This is a genomic window from Brevundimonas sp. CURTG3B2_SDJG, assembly GCF_057364705.1.
Genome location: NZ_JBNFOJ010000041.1, coordinates 1 through 15,149, shown reverse-complemented (window position 1 = coordinate 15,149; position 15,149 = coordinate 1). Strand labels below are relative to the sequence as shown.

Genomic DNA, 15,149 nt, shown 5'->3' with positions numbered 1-15,149 from the left:
AAACAGTCCCCCGGCGCCCCGTGGCGTCGACCGCCCCGCACCCTGGGCGGCGCCGCGCGCGCCACCTCGACGCCGCGCTGGAACATCACCGCCCCCTTGGCCCCTTGCGTCACCACCACCCGCCCGCCGCCGTGATGCAGCAGGTCGCCGTAGAAGGCCGCCTCCGTCTCGTTGACGACCAGCAGATCGGCGCGCCGCAGCAGTTGGTCGGACACCGGCTGGGCCGGCGCCAGGTTCACGCAGACGAAGTCCGTCGCCCGCCCGACCGCCGCCTCCACCGTCTCGATCGGCAGCTCCAGCTGGAGCACCAGCGGCGTCTCTATGCGCTGCGGCAGCTGTTCCGGAAACGCCCGGTGATTGGCCCCGGCGGCGACCACGATCTGGTTCTCGCCCTCGGGATCGACCGCGATCAGCGCCACGCCCGTCGGCGCTTCCCCGTCGGCGATCACGCCGCCGATGTCCACGTCGTCGGCCAGCAGCAGCGCCATCGCCTCCTCGGCCATGGCGTCGCGGCCCACCCGGCCGATCAGACTCACCTCGGCGCCCAGCCTCTGCGCCGCCAGCGCCTGGTGGCGCCCTTGCCGCCCGGGTCGCCGCGCCAGGGTCGCGCCCGTCACCGTCTGCCCCGCCCGCGGCAGGCTGGGCGCGCTGGCCACGAGGTCCAGGTTGATCGAACCGACGACGGTGATCCTCATCTTCTTCTCCTCTCCCTCTTGGGGGAGGGGGACCACGAAGCGGCGGAGGGGGCAACCGCGATCACGAACAGGCTTCCTCGATCAGCGCGAACACCCCGTCCGCGTCCGCCTTCACCGCCCAGCGATGCCGCAGCGGCTCGCCGGCCACGGCCTCACGGAACTCCACCGCCGTGTGCCCGCGGGTGATCTCGCTTTCGGTCTCCACCCGGATCCGGCACGGTTTCAGTTCGAACAGCTCCGGCTTCAGCAACCAGGCCACCGGACAGGGGTCGTGCACCGGCGGCGCGTCCCAGCCCACGATTTCGCGCTCGATCCGCTGAGAGAAGCGCATCATCGCCGCCGCCGCGTCGCCCATCGGCGTTCCCAGCGCCTCGAGCGCCGCGATCCTTCCCTCGGTCGCCCGCACCTGATGGGTCGCGTCCAGCCCGAACAGCACGACGTCGCAGCCGCTCTCCAGCACCTCGGCCGCCGCATCGGGATCGGCCCAGATGTTGAACTCGGCCGAAGCCGTGATGTTGCCGCCCTCGGACCGCGCCCCGCCCATCACCGCCACCGGTCCCAGCCGATCCGCCAGCCCCGGGTCCTTCCTCAGCGCCAGCGCCAGGTTGGTCAGCGGCCCTAACACCGCCAGGGCGACGCTCTTCGGCGGCCGCCCGTTCACCAGATCGACGATCGCATCCGCCGCATGACCGTCGGCGCACGGAAGATCGGGTTCGAACGGCGCCATGTCGCCCGTCCCCTCCGGCCCATGGAACTCCGCCGCCGTCCCCAGCGTCCGACGCAACGGCCTGTCCGCGCCCATGAACACCGGCACGTCGCCGCGCCCGCCGATCTGGCGCAGCATCCGCGCGTTCCGCGCCGTCTTCTCGACCGGCACGTTGCCCCCCACCGCAGTCACGGCCAGCAGGTCGAGGGCTCCGGCCCCGAAGGCCAGCATCAGCGCCACGGCGTCGTCCACGCCGGGGTCGCAGTCGATGATCAGGGATGGCTTCGTCACTCTGCGGGTGTGCAGCGGCGCGCGCGCCAGGGCAAGCCTGCGGGCCGACCTTCGGTTCCTGACGGCCCGTTGCGGACCGTCGGGAAAGCTGGTGAAGATCGCCGTTCCGGGGCGGGGCGCATGGGGCGGGCGAGTTGATGTTTGCGAAGCGGGCGCTGTTGGCCCTGGCGCTGCTGTGCGCCTTCGGCTGCCAGTCCATCGTGGATCCCGAGTCCCGGCGCATCCCCGAGATCGTCTCCGTCCAGGACGGCTCCCCGGAACGCGCCGCGCTGAACGCTCGCGTCTACGACGCCGCCATCCGGACCGTGACCCGCCGATTCTACGATCGCCGGTTCAACGGAGTGGATTTCGCCGCCGAGGCCGCCGCCCGCCGCGCCGAGGCGATCGCCAAGCCGGACGAGGCGAGCTTCTACCTCGCGCTCAACGCCACCCTCGCGGTGCTGGACGACCGGCACACCGTCGCCATCAGCCCCACTTCGTTCCGGGACCGCCGGGTCAACCTCCAGGAGGCGCGCCCGACTTCGGCATGCGGGTCATCGATGGCTCGTCCGAAGAGACGGGAGAACGCGTCTTCATCGTGATGCGGGTGCGGCCGGACAGTCCCGCGTCCGAGGCCGGCGTGCTGCCGGGCTGGCGGATCATTTCCTTCAACGGCGAACCCTGGAATATCGGACGAGCCGCGCCCGCCGGCCGGCCGGATATCCTTCATTTCATGGACCGCGACGGACGGCTCCAGATCAGGAACCTCGAGTTCCGGCGCATGCCCAGGGAAATCGGCACGGCCGAACGGCGTCCCGACGGCGTCCTGATGCTGCGCTTCTTCCGGTTCGACCAGGAGACCGCCGACTGGCTGGAGGCCCGGTTGACCGAGGCGCGCGCCGATCCGCCCCGGGCCGTCCTCGTCGACATTCGAATGAACAACGGCGGCACGGCCGCCGCGACCGCGCGCATCCTGGGCGGCTTCTTTCCCCGAAAGGTTCTCTTCGCCCGGTACAGCTTCGGCGTCCTGCAACGAGTGCCCCGCCATACCCGGGCGTCCCGGAACGCGTGGACCGGACCGCTCGCCGTCGTCGTCAGCAACGATTCCGCCAGCGCGGCCGAGGTGTTCGCCGCCGCCGTCCGCGATCACCGGCGCGGCCTCGTCTCCGGCCAGACCTCGGCCGGCGTCGTCGTCGGCGCCGTGGGAACCGAACTGCCGGACGGCGGGGTCCTGGATGTCGGCTTCACCGAGTTTCTGACGGCGTCCGGAGCAGTCCTGGAGAAGGTCGGCGTGACGCCCGACCTCGAGATCAAGCCGTCCTACGAGGACCTCATCGCCGGCCGCGACCCCATGATCGACGAGACCGCCCGCGCGCTTCTGGAAGCCGCGTCCGCCCCCTGACCAGTTCAGTCCGCCGCGGGCGAGTGCGCCGTCAGTTGGATCTCCACGATCCCGCCCTGGCCCAGCAGACCGGTGGTCCCCACCGCCGTCCAGGCCGGTCGCGGCCCGTCCGAGAACTCGCGCCACACCCGGGCGATGACCTCGATCTGCTGGTCCTTGGTCCCGGCGAAGTCCGGCCCCTCCCAGACGTGGAAGCTGTTGATCAGAGCCACATCGTCGAAGGTCGCGCCCGCCGCCTCCAGCGTCCGGTTCAGATAGGTCAGCGTCCGCCGCGTCTGGGTCTCGAACGCGGCCAGGTCATTCCCCTCGCCCGGCGCCCGTCCGATGATCGCGCCCGAGACATAGAGCGTATCTCCGGCCCGACGCGCCGGCGCATAGCCGACCTCGTCATGCGCGCGCTGGCCGCCCGGCCCCGGGATGATCACCTCCCCGCCGGGCGTGGACAGGCGGCGCGGATAATCGATGGATTGCGCATTGGCGAACGAGGGCGCGGTCAGGAACAGGACCATGGCGGCGGCGGCCAGATGAATGCGCATGGAATCGGCTCCGGGCTGATCCGCCTTCGTCGCCCGTCCTGCGCCGCCGTTCAACTGAAGCCTTGATCAGCCCCGGGGGGCGACCCAGATCGGCCCTCGGCCTCTGGATCACCCGGCGCAGCTCCCGGCCGTCGGAAACGATCGCGATCGTGAAGCCGGGCTCGCGGAACAGCAGGCGCAGGCGAGCCAGGTCCTCGGCTTCGTCAGGGTCATGAGCTTCAATAGTCTCGATGACGCCTGCTCGGGCCAGGTATCTGAGCTGGTACTGGGCCATGCGATCTCAACGGTCGCGCCTGTCGCCCGTTCCTATGTCGGAAAGCGATCATAGCGCGAACGTTCCAGCCTCGATCAGAGGCACGCCTCGACGCATGCCGCGGCCAGCACCTCGGCCGAATCCGTCAGCGGAACCGTCACGTCCGCGGCGCCGATCAGCAACGGAACCTCTGTGCATCCGGCGATCACGGCCTGCGCTCCCGCGTCGACCAGGGCCGCCGCCAGCCGCCGCATCTCCGTGCGCGGCGCCTCGCCCGCGTCGCTGGCCTTCACCGCGAACACCGCGTCCATGAACGCCCGCCGGTCCGCGCCTTGCAGCGTCACCGGCTCCAGCCCCCGCGCCGCCAGAGCCTTGACGTAAAGCGCCTCGCCGCCAGGCGTCGCCAGGACGCCGATCCGCCGCGCTCCGCCCTTGGCGCCTCGTCCGCCGTCGCCTCGATCATGTCGATGAAGGGCAGGCCCGCGGCTCGGATCGTCCCGACGTGGGCATGGGCCGTGTTGCACGGCATGGCCAGCACCTGGGCCCCCATGTCCCTCAGTCGCGCCGCCATCTCGCCCAGCGTCCGCCCGGCCGCCTCTCCGTCCAGGTGCCGGTTCGGAACCTGCGGGTTCAGGTCCACCAGCATGCGGATGTGGTCCTCATCGGCCTTCGCCGGCGTCAGCGCCTGCACCCGCGCCATGAAGGCCGTGGTCGCGACGGGGCCCATGCCGCCCAGCACGCCGAGAATCTTGGTCATCTGATCGCCGTTCCTTGTCATGCCCGCGAAAGCGGGGACCCGATCTCGCTCTCGTACCCGAACAGCCCCTGCGCCCCGCCGGTGTGCAGGAAGACCACCGTCTCGCCCTCGAACCGCCCCGACTTGGCCAGAGCGATCAGCCCCTTCATCGCCTTGCCGGTGTAGACCGGGTCCAGCACGATCCCGTCGGTCCGCGCCGCCAGCTTCAGCGCCTCGACCACCGCCGCGTCGACCAGGCCGTAGCCCGCCCCGACGTAGTCGCAGTCCGCGACCACCCTCTCCGCCGTCACCGCATCGGGCCGGCCCAGCAGGGCCGCGGTCTCCCGGGCCAGCTTCAGCACGGTCTCCTCCTGCTTGGCCTTCGGCGCCCTGACCCCGATCCCCAGCACCGGAATGTCCGCGCCCATCACCGCCAGCCCCGCCACCAGGCCCGCGTGGGTGCCGGCGCTGCCCGTCGCCGTCACGATCCGGTCGATCCTCAGGTCCAACTCGTCGGCCCCGACCACGATCTCGCGCGCGCAGTCGGCATAGCCCAGCGCGCCCGTCGCGTTCGAGCCGCCGCCGGGAATGACGTAGGGCCTGCCGCCCCGCGCCCGCACCTCGGCCGCGCTCTTCTCCAGTTCGGCGGCCATGTCGGTCCCGCCCGGCACGGTGCGGATCCTTGCCCCGAACAGCTTGTCCAGCAGGACGTTGCCATTGCCGAGGTAGTCCGTCGCCGTCGACCCCGTCCGCTCTTCCAGGATGATCTCGCAGGCCAGGCCGTGCGCGGCCGCCGCCGCCGCCGTTTGCCGCACGTGGTTGGACTGCACCGCCCCTTGCGTCACCAGCGTATCCGCGCCCTCTTCGAACGCCTCGCCCAGCAGGAACTCCAGCTTGCGCGTCTTGTTGCCCCCGCCCGCCAGGCCGGTGCAGTCGTCGCGCTTGATCCACAGCTCCACGCCCAGCGCCTCGGACAGTCGCGGCAGGGGCTCCAGCGGGGTCGGCAGATGCGCCAGGCGGACGCGGGGGAAGCGGGCGAGGTGCATCTGGCGGCTCCGGGTCTGACCGCTCCGTTCTAGCCTCGCCCGGGGGAAATGCGAGAGGCGGCTGGGCGACCTTCCGCGCCGTGGATCCGGGCGCGTTTCAGGAAATCGGACCGACTGCGTGAATGTACGGAACCGAACCCGGCGAACGCAGTTTATCGATCGGACCTTGCGGCGATGCGCGCTCGACAGAGTCCTTCAGCGGCCCGGTCTCTGCCACGCCCCCCGACGCAGACCGGGCCGCACCTCTATCCGCCATCCATCACTTGCCCGACTCAGCCGACCGGCGTGATCCTGCCCGCATGGCCGAATCGCCGATACGCCTGCGCGACCGCTCCGCCACCGAACGCCTCATCGTCGAGGCGGGCGAGCGCATCCTGCTGCGCGACGGCTTTCCCGGCCTGAACGTCCAGACCCTGGCCGCCGAGGCCGGCTGCGACCGCAAGCTGGTCTATCGCTATTTCGACGGCGCCGACGGGGTGGTGGAGCGTATCGCCGGCCGCACCCACGCCGGCCTGGTCCGCACGCTGGACGCCGTCCCCGCCGGCGACGCCGACAGCTTGCGGGCCTTCGCCCGGATCAGCCTGTCGGCCTGGGTCGCCGCGCTGCGCGCCAATCCCCTGACCCTGCGCCTGATGGCCTGGGCCCTGGTAGAGTCCTCGCCTCTGCTGAACCGTATCGAGGACCAGCGCTCGGCCCTGCTCCAGGCCTGGATGCGCGAGCGACGTCCGCGCCTGCGCGTCCCGCCCGAGGGTGATCCCGCCGCTCTCAACGCGGTGCTGCTGGCCGCCGTCCAGCATCTGGCCCTGTCGGCCGGGTCCCGTCCCGGCGTAGGAGGCGTCGCGCTCGACGACGCCGGCTGGGCCCGCATCGAAGCCGCCCTGGACCGCCTGCTCGCCGCCTTCCCGGACTAGGCTACAGCCTCAGCACCATGTCGTAGCGGTCGTAGCCCGGCGCATAGCCGTCCGGCACGTGCGCCTCCACCACGAAGCCGAACCGCGCATAGAAGCCCGTGGTCCGGGGTCCGGTGTCCAGCCACACCGCCTCCATCGCCGGATCCGCCCGGATCGCCCTCAGCCGCGCCTCGGTCAGGGCCGTGCCGACGCCCTGGCCGTGCAGCCCGGCGTCCACCACGCCCCAGCACAGCCCCGCCGACCGCCCGTCCTCCAGCGGCGCATGCCCGCCGCACGCGACGATCCGTCCGTCCCGCTCGATCACCTGATAGGGCCCGTCGTACGTCGCCAGAAAGGCCTCGAAGTCCGCCCGCTCCGACGCGGCGAAGAAGCGCGGCACGTTCGTGTCGAACAGCCTCAGGCAGGCCTCGCGGTCGGCGGGCGCATAGGGTCGGGCGAGGTCCATGTTCTCATCATCGTCATTCCGGGGCTTCGCGCAGCGAAGAACCCGGAACCTAGGACCGCAGCCATCCTCCTGGGTTCCGGGTCCGCTCTTCGAGCGTCCCGGAATGACGGCGGACGAGGGGTTGACCCTCTCCGCCACCGGGCGCAGGGTCCGGCCGTTCTCCGGGGGGCCGCAAATCAGCGGCTGAGATAGGGGTGGTCCCCTGACCCGTCGAACCTGATCCGGGTCATGCCGGCGAAGGGATGAGACCATGTCCGATCGCGGAAGCGGCCGGGCTTGTCATCCCCGCGAAAGCGGGGACGCATCGCCGACGTCGGCGGACCTCAAAACCGTTGAGGCCGCCATGAACATCCACGTCACCGCCGAAGGGGCTCAAGCAGCGAGCGACCGCGTCGCGAGCGATAGCCCCCCTCAGCATGAGCCCAACGTCGAGCTGCCGCTGGCCGACGCCCGCAAGCAGGTGGCCGCCGAGCACGGCCGCATCCCCACCGGCCCGCGCGCCGGCGGCGTCAAGGTCTATGTGGCCGGCGAGCTCTTCCCCGACATCCGCGTCCCGTTCCGCGAGGTCGCCGTCCACCCCTCGGCCAACGAGCCGCCGGTGACGATGTACGACAGCTCCGGCCCCTACACCGACCCGACCGTGACCATCGACATCCGGAAGGGCCTGCCCAAGGTCAAATCCTCCTGGCAACTGGACCGCGGCGACATCGCCCCCGTCGCCGACCCCCGCGAAGTGAAGCCGGAAGACAACGGCCACGCGTCCGGCAGGCACCTGGCTCCCCGCTTCGACACCTCCGGCCACCAGGTCTTCAAGGGCGTCCCCGGCCGCCCGGTCACCCAGTACGAATACGCCAGGGCCGGGATCGTCACGCCCGAGATGGAATACGTCGCCATCCGCGAGAACCTGCGCCGCGAGCAGACCGCCCCCTGCGTCCGCGACGGCGAGGACTTCGGCGCCTCGATCCCCGACTTCGTCACGCCGGAGTTCGTGCGTCAGGAGATCGCCCGCGGCCGCGCCATCATCCCGCACAACATCAACCACCCCGAGGTTGAGCCGATGATCATCGGCCGGAACTTCCTGGTGAAGATCAACGCCAACATCGGCAACTCGGCGGTCCTCAGCTCCGTCGACGACGAGGTCGACAAGCTGGTCTGGGCCACCCGTTGGGGCGCCGACAACGTCATGGACCTGTCGACCGGCCGCAACATCCACAACATCCGCGACTGGATCATCCGCAACAGTTCGGTCCCCATCGGCACCGTGCCCATCTACCAGGCGCTGGAGAAGGTGAACGGCGTCGCCGAGGACCTGACCTGGGAGGTCTATCGCGACACTCTGATCGAGCAGTGCGAGCAGGGCGTGGACTACTTCACCATCCACGCCGGCGTCCGCCTGCCCTTCGTGCCGCTGACCGCCAATCGCGTCACCGGCATCGTCTCCCGCGGCGGCTCGATCATGGCCAAGTGGTGCCTGGCGCACCACAAGGAGAGCTTCCTCTACGAGCATTTCGCCGACATCTGCGAGATCATGCGCGCCTATGACGTGTCGTTCTCGCTGGGCGACGGCCTGCGCCCCGGCTCCATCGCCGACGCCAACGACGCGGCCCAGTTCGCCGAGCTGCGCACCCTGGGCGAGCTGACCAGGATCGCCTGGGACCACGGCTGCCAGGTCATGATCGAGGGCCCCGGCCACGTGCCGATGCACAAGATCAAGCAGAACATGGACGAGCAGCTGAAGCACTGCCACGAGGCGCCCTTCTACACCCTCGGGCCGCTGACCACCGACATCGCCCCGGGCTACGACCACATCACCTCGGCCATCGGCGCGGCCATGATCGGCTGGTTCGGCACGGCCATGCTCTGCTACGTCACGCCCAAGGAGCATCTGGGCCTGCCCGACCGTCAGGACGTCAAGGACGGCGTCATCACCTACAAGATCGCCGCCCACGCCGCCGACCTGGCCAAGGGCCACCCGGCCGCCCGCATCCACGACGACGCCCTGTCGCGCGCCCGCTTCGAGTTCCGCTGGGAAGACCAGTTCAACCTCGGCCTCGACCCCGAGACGGCCCGCAAATACCACGACGAGACCCTGCCCAAGGAGGCCCACAAGACCGCCCACTTCTGCAGCATGTGCGGACCGAAGTTCTGCTCGATGAAGATCAGCCAGGACATCCGCGACGCGGCGCGGGGGCAGAACGACAGCGGCGCGAGCCTGGCCGAGACCGGCATGGCCGAAATGTCCGCCAAGTTCCGCGCCGGCGGCGGCCAGATCGAGGTGAAGGTTCCATAACGCCGTCATCCTCGGGCTTGTCCCGAGGACCCATGGGCGAGGCGCGCCCGAACCTCGACTGATCACGCCATCGACAAACCCATCCCGGGATCGCATTCGCGGGCGGGATGGGTCCTCGGGACAAGCCCGAGGATGACGACAGGGGTGAGGTCAAGCCTCGCGAACGAATGGAAGAAGCCGCCGCTTCCACGTTCGCCGGTTCCGATACAAGGTGGTCCCATGACAGCCCGCCAAGCCTATCGCGCCTTCATCGACGAGCTGGCCGAGAGCGCGCGCGACAATCTGGTCGCCCGCCGGATCCGCGCCGACGGCCACGCAGAGCGGACCAACACCCGCGACCTTCCGCTGACCCACGAAGAGCAGGCCCGCAAAACCCTGCTCCTCTCGCTCAGCCGAGACGACCGCGAGATCATCGCCCGCATGCTGGAGGATGAGCACGTGGCCGGCGTCCACGACGTCCTCGCTCACCTGAGCTGGTCCGTCGCGGCCGAGCGGCTGAACCTCGGCGCCGAGGACGTCTCGTTCGATGAAGTCGCGGAGGATTCCTTCCACTATGACTTCATCGCCAGGCATGCGGGCGACCCCTGGCCGTCGGGCGACTAGCCCACGCCCGCTCTTCTCGGCGATCCAGCGTCTCGTTCCACGACCACGTCGGCCGGAGGCGACGATCCGCCCGACACGCGGCCCGCCATCATCCCGCCACACCCCGCCCACTCCCTCCATGCGCGCCTCCCTCCTCCTCACCGCCCTCGTCGCCGCCTCGGCCCTTGCCGCCACCGCCGCCTGGGCGTGCAGCTGCGTGCGGTATGAGAGCGCGGCCCAGCAGCTGGCCCAGGCCGACGTCATGTTCACCGGCCGGGTCGTCTCGCGCGCCAACCACGCCATGGGCGACGACCATCCGGAAAGCTGGGTGACCACCCGGTTCGAGGTCCGCCGCACGATCAAGGGCGAGGCCCAGGCCGAGCGCGAGGTGCTGCACGCCACCGACATGGGCGGAAATTGCGGCGTCCAGTTCGTCCCCGGCCAGGACTACGCCGTCATCGCCCACCCCCGGCCCGACGGCGCTCCGACCACCTCGTCCTGCAGCGCGCCCCAGTTTCCCCTGGCCGACTACGAGCGGGCCGCCTGGCGCTAGGGCGGCGGCCCGCGTTGCAGGTCTTTCGTCATCCCGGCGAAGGCCGGGACCCAGCGGCGCGCGAGAGCGCGAAGCTGTCACGCGCGGGGTTCGCGGATACATAGCCTTCCGCCCGCCTGCGCGGGCGTGCGGCGCCGCTGGGTTCCGGGGTTCCGCTTCGCTTCGCCCGGAATGACGCAAGACGGGGAACGGGCGCCGCTTCCCTACGCCTCCGCCGCGATCTTGCGCAGCGCCTCTTCGAACACCGCCGCCGGCTGGCCGCCCGAGATCAGGTATTTGCCCTCGACCACCACCGCGGGGACCGAGTTGATGCCGCGCGAACGCCACAGCTCCTCCTCGCCGCGCACCGCGTCGACGTACCGGTCCGAGACCAGGACGTCGGCGGCCTCGGCCCGGTCCAGGCCGGCGCTCTCGGCGGCGGTGGACAGCACCCCGGCGTCGGTCAGGTTGGCGCCGTCGGTGAAGTGGGCCTTGAACAGCGCCTTCTTCAGCGCCGCCTGGCGGTCGGGCGCCGTCTCCTCGGCCCAGAACAACAGCCGATGGGCGTCGAAAGTGTTCCAGATCCGGCTCTCGGGGCCCATGCGCATCTCGAAGCCGGGCATGGCCTCGGCGGCGCGCTGGCGGATCATCTCGCGGTTCTGGGCCGACTGCTCGGGGGTGGAGCCGTACTTCCTGCCGATGTGCTCGACGATGTTCTCGCCCTCGGGGGCCATGCCGGGGTTCAGCTCGAACGGCCGGAAGGCGATGTCGGCGGCGATCCCCTCGTCCTTCAGCTTGTCCAGCGCCGTCTCCAGCCCGCCCAGGCCGACCACGCACCAGGGGCAGACGACGTCGGAGACATAGTCGATCTTCAGGGTCTTCAGCGGTTGGGGGGCGGGGGCGGTCATGGCGGGCTCCGGGCGGGATCGGCAACAGATGGAGTGGCATATGGGAGCTTCGACGGCATGCGCCAGCGCCGCCCTCACCTGACCGCTTCGCGGTCTGTCCTCTCCATTCGCTTGATGGCGAATGGAGAGGTGATCCGCGCGTTCACCTCTCCATCGCCCGCCAAGGCGATGGAGAGGACAGGCGGGCCGCGGGCCCGCCAGGTGAGGGCGACGCCGGCCGCGGACGGTCCGACGCCGTCTTCTCCCTCTCGCGAAAGGCGCTACACCTCCCCCATGACCTTTTCCGGCTTCGCCCCCTCCGACCTGGCCTGGCTCTCCGCCCTGGCCGCCAACAACGACCGCGACTGGTTCACCGCCCACCGCGCGCCCTACGACGACGGGCTGAAGCCCGCCCTGGAGGCCCTGATCGCGGCGACCACCCAGGCCTGCGCCGCCCGCAAGCTGCCCCTGGGCGGCGAGGCTCGGCGCAGCGTCTTCCGCATCCACCGGGACGTCCGCTTCTCCAAGGACAAGCGGCCCTACAAGACCCACGTCTCGGGCACCCTGACGCGCGACGGCGGCAAGCTGTCGCCCGGCCTGGTCTACATCCACATCGAGCCCGAGGGCGGGGCGGCCGGCCGGGGCGGCTTCGATCCCGACAGCATCGACCCGCTGGATCCCTCGACCCACCCGTCGGCCCGGCCCCAGGAAGCGGCGGCCCAGACGACCTCCGTCGCCGACGCCGAGGACGCCCATGGCAAGGGCCCGTTCCTGGCCGCGGGCTTCTATCTGTCCGAGCGCCCCAACATCGAGGCCTTCCGCCAGGCCATCGTGAGCGACACGGCCGCGTGGGGAAGGGTCCAGAAGACGCTCGACAAGGCCGGCCTGACGCTCGCCCCCGGCGCGGCCCTGAAGCGCCTGCCCAAGGGCTACGAGGCCCATGCGGGCTCGGGCCTGGAGCCGGTCCTGAAGCGCACCCAGTGGTTCGTCCGCCGCCCCCTGACCGGCGCCCAGATCGCGGGCCCCGACCTGCCCGAGGTCATCGCCGGCTTCGCCGCCGAGACCCTGCCCCTGCTGACCTTCGGCTGGGCGGCGCTGGATGGGCGAAGGGCCTAGGGCCGCTCCACGCACATGGCCACGCCCATGCCCCCGCCGATGCACAGGGTGGCCAGGCCGCGCTTGGCGTCCCGCCGGGCCATCTCGTGCAGCAGGGTGGTGAGGATGCGGGCGCCCGAGGCGCCGATGGGGTGGCCGATGGCGATGGCCCCGCCGTTGACGTTGACCTTGTCCGGGTCCAGGCCCAGCTCTCGGAGCACGCACAGGCTCTGGGCGGCGAAGGCCTCGTTGGATTCCACCAGGTCCAGGTCCGCGACCGTCCAACCCGCCTTCTCCAGCGCCTTCCTGGACGCCGGGATCGGGCCTGTCCCCATCACCGCCGGGTCCACGCCCGCCGTCGCCGACGAGACGATCCGGGCCAGCGGCGTCAGGCCCCGCGCCTCGGCCTGGTCGGCGCTCATCAGCACCAGGGCCGCGGCGCCGTCGTTCAGGCCCGAGGCGTTGGCCGCCGTCACCGAGCCGTCCTTCGTGAAGGCGGGCTTCAGCTTCTGCATGCTCTCCAGGGTCGCCCCGTGACGGATGTGCTCGTCCTTGTCGACGACCGTGTCGCCCTTGCGACCGGCGACCGTCACCGGCGCGATCTCGGCGTCGAAGCGCCCCTCGACCTGGGCCGCCTCGGCCTTGTGCTGGCTGGCCAGGGCGAAGGCGTCCTGGGCCTCGCGGCCGATGTCGAAGCGGCTGGCGATGTTCTCGGCGGTCTGGCCCATGTGGTAGCCGTTGAAGGCGTCCCACAGGCCGTCCTTGATCATGGTGTCGACGAAGGCCAGATCGCCCATCTTGTGGCCGGCGCGCAGCTGCTGGGCGTGCGGGGCCTGGCTCATGCTCTCCTGGCCGCCGGCCACGACGATCGCCGCGTCGCCCAGGGCGATCTGCTGGGCGCCACGGCCACGGCGCGCAGGCCCCGAGCCGCAGATCTGGTTCAGGCTCCAGGCCGGAACCTCCTTGGGGACGCCGGCGCCCATCGCCGCCTGCCGCGCCGGCCCCTGTCCGGCCGCCGCCTGGAGCACATGGCCCAGGATCACCTCTCGACCTCGTCGGCCCCACCCCTCGCCGCTCCAGCGCCGCCCGGATGGCGACCGTGCCCAGCTGCGCGGCCGACAGGCTGGCGAGCCCGCCCATGAACGAACCCACGGGCGTGCGGGCGGCGGAGACGATGACGACGTCGACGGACATTGGCTTGACCCTTGGGAAGGAAAATCGTGGCGTTTCTGCCGCACGCGGCGGCCTTCGTCACGTCCCCTACGCGCCGTTCACCGCCCGGTCACTGGCGCGGGCCCATCTTTGCGGAACGAAGTAGGGGCGTCCGGTTTGAAGAGACCATGCTCATGCGACTGAAAGGACTGGCCCGGCGCGTCTGCACTCCCGACGAGCTGGACATGATCGAGCACTACCTGTCCCCGGCCGAGAAGACGGCCGACCTGGTCGTGCACGTCGTCGGCCTGACCCTGGCGGCGGTCGGCGGCGTCCTGCTGGCGGTGCTGGCGGCGCTCTACTCCGGCGTCGGGGCGGTGGTGGCCACCGCCATCTACGCCCTGTGCCTGATCGCCATGCTGACGGCGTCGACCGTCTACAACCAGACCCGTCCCTGCGCCGCGCGGCCCGTGCTGCGCCGGCTGGACGAGGCGGCCATCTTCCTGATGATCGCCGGCAGCTACACGCCCTTCACGACCCAGCGGTTCGAAGGCGCCTGGGCGATCGGCTTCACCTTGCTGGTCTGGGCCGTCGGCCTGGGCGGCGCCCTGGCCAAGATCGTCATGCCGCGCCTGTCCGACGCCTTCTGGAGCGCGGTCTACGTCGCCTTCGGCTGGCTGGCCGTCCTGGCGCTGAAGCCCATGACCGAGACGGTCCATCCGGCGGCCCTGATCCTGCTGGTGATCGGCGGGCTCATCTACACCGGCGGCGTCTTCGTCTTCATCAGCCCCAATCTGAAATTCCGCAGGGCCATCTGGCACGGCTTCGTCGTCGCCGGGGCTTCGGTCCACTGGGCCGCCGTGCTGGTCGGCGTGGTGCTGGCGCCCGGCGCGGTCGGGGTCGGCTAGACTTTCGCACGCGCAGCGCGGAAAGTGTCGCGTTGCAACAGGATCGGGGACCCCGCGTGGCCGACAAGAAGTCCGCACCCGGCGACACCGTCGTCATCAAGAAGTACGCCAACCGACGTCTCTACAACACGGCGACCTCCGCCTACGTCACCCTCGAGGATCTGGCCCGGATGGTCCGCGAGGGCGCCGAGTTCGTGGTCTTCGACGCCAAGACCAACGAGGACCTGACTCGCCAGATCCTGACCCAGATCATCTTCGAGGAGGAGAGCCGCGGCGAGGCCCTGCTGCCCGTCCAGTTCCTGCGCCAGCTGATCGGCTTCTACGGCGGCCAGATGCAGGGCGTCCTGCCCAGCTATCTGGAGATGTCGCTGGACACCTTCGCCCGCCAGCAGGAGCAGATCCGCGGCCAGTTCTCCAAGGCCTTCGGCGCCGCGCCGGGCGCCGGGCTGATGGACGAGGCGGTCAAGCGCAACATGGCCCTGTTCACCGAGGCGATGAAGATGTGGCCCGGCTTCTCGGCCGCCTCTTCACGACCCGCCGCCGAGCCCGAGGCGCGCCCGGCCGCGCCCGATCCGCTGGACGAGATGCGCCGCCAGATGGACGAGATGCGCGCCCAGCTGGACAAGCTGTCCAAGGGATGACCGACGGGGTCCGCCCGATCGGGCCGGTCGAGCGACCGGGACCGCCCGCGCCGCTGACCGTC

At 70.8% G+C, this 15,149-nt stretch carries 17 protein-coding genes, 1 pseudogene and 1 riboswitch; of the genes and pseudogenes, 9 read left to right on the top strand and 9 right to left on the bottom strand.

The window, feature by feature from the left end:
* On the bottom strand, nucleotides 1–695 hold a 695-nt coding region (locus AC2W7C_RS04425), incomplete at its 3' end, for a PfkB family carbohydrate kinase (protein ID WP_486000355.1).
* A 61-nt stretch (nucleotides 696–756) separates the two neighbouring features.
* Nucleotides 757–1,692: a nucleoside hydrolase gene (locus AC2W7C_RS04420; protein ID WP_486000354.1), complete on the bottom strand. Its 936-nt coding sequence runs from the start codon at nucleotides 1,690–1,692 to the stop codon at nucleotides 757–759.
* A gap of 137 nt (nucleotides 1,693–1,829) precedes the next feature.
* On the opposite strand from AC2W7C_RS04420, the gene AC2W7C_RS04415 reads away from it, so the two are divergent.
* Together AC2W7C_RS04415 and AC2W7C_RS04410 are read left to right on the top strand one after the other, a co-directional pair.
* Complete coding sequence (locus tag AC2W7C_RS04415; RefSeq protein ID WP_486000353.1) at nucleotides 1,830–2,273, top strand: hypothetical protein; 444 nt, start codon at nucleotides 1,830–1,832, stop codon at nucleotides 2,271–2,273.
* The gene (locus AC2W7C_RS04410; protein ID WP_486000352.1) at nucleotides 2,219–3,073 is read left to right on the top strand and encodes a S41 family peptidase; all 855 of its coding nucleotides are present in this window, start codon (nucleotides 2,219–2,221) and stop codon (nucleotides 3,071–3,073) included. Before AC2W7C_RS04415 ends, AC2W7C_RS04410 begins: the two co-directional genes overlap by 55 nt.
* A gap of 5 nt (nucleotides 3,074–3,078) precedes the next feature.
* On the opposite strand, the gene AC2W7C_RS04405 is transcribed toward AC2W7C_RS04410, so the two are convergent.
* From AC2W7C_RS04405 to cuyA, 4 genes are all read right to left on the bottom strand, one after another.
* Nucleotides 3,079–3,609, bottom strand: coding sequence for a Rid family hydrolase (locus tag AC2W7C_RS04405; protein WP_486000351.1), 531 nt, complete (start codon nucleotides 3,607–3,609; stop codon nucleotides 3,079–3,081).
* A gap of 348 nt (nucleotides 3,610–3,957) precedes the next feature.
* Nucleotides 3,958–4,269: an aspartate/glutamate racemase family protein gene (locus AC2W7C_RS04400; protein WP_486000356.1), complete on the bottom strand. Its 312-nt coding sequence runs from the start codon at nucleotides 4,267–4,269 to the stop codon at nucleotides 3,958–3,960.
* Nucleotides 4,203–4,619, bottom strand: a complete 417-nt coding sequence (locus tag AC2W7C_RS04395) for an aspartate/glutamate racemase family protein (protein ID WP_486000350.1) — start codon at nucleotides 4,617–4,619, stop codon at nucleotides 4,203–4,205. The genes AC2W7C_RS04400 and AC2W7C_RS04395 overlap by 67 nt, the downstream gene beginning before the upstream one ends.
* 17 nt (nucleotides 4,620–4,636) lie before the next feature.
* A complete protein-coding gene (gene cuyA, locus AC2W7C_RS04390; protein ID WP_486000349.1) occupies nucleotides 4,637–5,644 on the bottom strand; it encodes a D-cysteate sulfo-lyase in 1,008 nt (335 codons plus the stop codon).
* Nucleotides 5,645–5,943: 299 nt separating this feature from the next.
* Between cuyA and AC2W7C_RS04385 the strand changes: the two genes are divergently transcribed.
* Nucleotides 5,944–6,555: a TetR/AcrR family transcriptional regulator gene (locus AC2W7C_RS04385; protein WP_486000348.1), complete on the top strand. Its 612-nt coding sequence runs from the start codon at nucleotides 5,944–5,946 to the stop codon at nucleotides 6,553–6,555.
* A gap of 1 nt (nucleotide 6,556) precedes the next feature.
* Here AC2W7C_RS04385 and AC2W7C_RS04380 read toward each other — a convergent pair whose 3' ends face one another.
* Nucleotides 6,557–7,000 (bottom strand): GNAT family N-acetyltransferase, encoded by a 444-nt coding sequence (locus AC2W7C_RS04380; protein WP_486000347.1) that lies wholly within the window; start codon nucleotides 6,998–7,000, stop codon nucleotides 6,557–6,559.
* A gap of 152 nt (nucleotides 7,001–7,152) precedes the next feature.
* Nucleotides 7,153–7,261: riboswitch (TPP riboswitch) on the top strand.
* An 82-nt stretch (nucleotides 7,262–7,343) separates the two neighbouring features.
* Between AC2W7C_RS04380 and thiC the strand changes: the two genes are divergently transcribed.
* The 3 genes from thiC (at nucleotide 7,344) to AC2W7C_RS04365 (ending at nucleotide 10,425) form a co-directional block, all read left to right on the top strand.
* Nucleotides 7,344–9,290: a phosphomethylpyrimidine synthase ThiC gene (thiC, locus tag AC2W7C_RS04375; protein WP_486000346.1), complete on the top strand. Its 1,947-nt coding sequence runs from the start codon at nucleotides 7,344–7,346 to the stop codon at nucleotides 9,288–9,290.
* A 219-nt stretch (nucleotides 9,291–9,509) separates the two neighbouring features.
* The gene (locus tag AC2W7C_RS04370; protein ID WP_486000345.1) at nucleotides 9,510–9,893 is read left to right on the top strand and encodes a DUF6547 family protein; all 384 of its coding nucleotides are present in this window, start codon (nucleotides 9,510–9,512) and stop codon (nucleotides 9,891–9,893) included.
* 118 nt (nucleotides 9,894–10,011) lie between these two features.
* Nucleotides 10,012–10,425 (top strand): hypothetical protein, encoded by a 414-nt coding sequence (locus AC2W7C_RS04365; RefSeq protein WP_486000344.1) that lies wholly within the window; start codon nucleotides 10,012–10,014, stop codon nucleotides 10,423–10,425.
* 203 nt (nucleotides 10,426–10,628) lie between these two features.
* Here AC2W7C_RS04365 and AC2W7C_RS04360 read toward each other — a convergent pair whose 3' ends face one another.
* A complete protein-coding gene (locus AC2W7C_RS04360; protein WP_486000343.1) occupies nucleotides 10,629–11,312 on the bottom strand; it encodes a DsbA family oxidoreductase in 684 nt (227 codons plus the stop codon).
* A 273-nt stretch (nucleotides 11,313–11,585) separates the two neighbouring features.
* Here AC2W7C_RS04360 and AC2W7C_RS04355 point away from each other — a divergent pair, with 273 nt between their 5' ends.
* Nucleotides 11,586–12,407 carry a DUF2461 domain-containing protein gene (locus AC2W7C_RS04355; RefSeq protein ID WP_486000342.1) on the top strand — a complete coding sequence of 274 codons (822 nt, stop codon included), beginning with the start codon at nucleotides 11,586–11,588 and terminating at the stop codon, nucleotides 12,405–12,407.
* On the opposite strand, the pseudogene AC2W7C_RS04350 reads toward AC2W7C_RS04355, so the two are convergent.
* A pseudogene (locus AC2W7C_RS04350) lies at nucleotides 12,404–13,580 on the bottom strand (acetyl-CoA C-acetyltransferase). The gene AC2W7C_RS04355 and the pseudogene AC2W7C_RS04350 overlap by 4 nt on opposite strands.
* A 146-nt stretch (nucleotides 13,581–13,726) precedes the next feature.
* On the opposite strand from AC2W7C_RS04350, the gene trhA reads away from it, so the two are divergent.
* Together trhA and phaR are read left to right on the top strand one after the other, a co-directional pair.
* Nucleotides 13,727–14,446 (top strand): PAQR family membrane homeostasis protein TrhA, encoded by a 720-nt coding sequence (gene trhA, locus AC2W7C_RS04345; protein WP_486000341.1) that lies wholly within the window; start codon nucleotides 13,727–13,729, stop codon nucleotides 14,444–14,446.
* A 56-nt stretch (nucleotides 14,447–14,502) separates the two neighbouring features.
* Nucleotides 14,503–15,087 carry a polyhydroxyalkanoate synthesis repressor PhaR gene (gene phaR, locus AC2W7C_RS04340; RefSeq protein WP_486000340.1) on the top strand — a complete coding sequence of 195 codons (585 nt, stop codon included), beginning with the start codon at nucleotides 14,503–14,505 and terminating at the stop codon, nucleotides 15,085–15,087.
* Nucleotides 15,088–15,149: the final 62 nt, after the last annotated feature.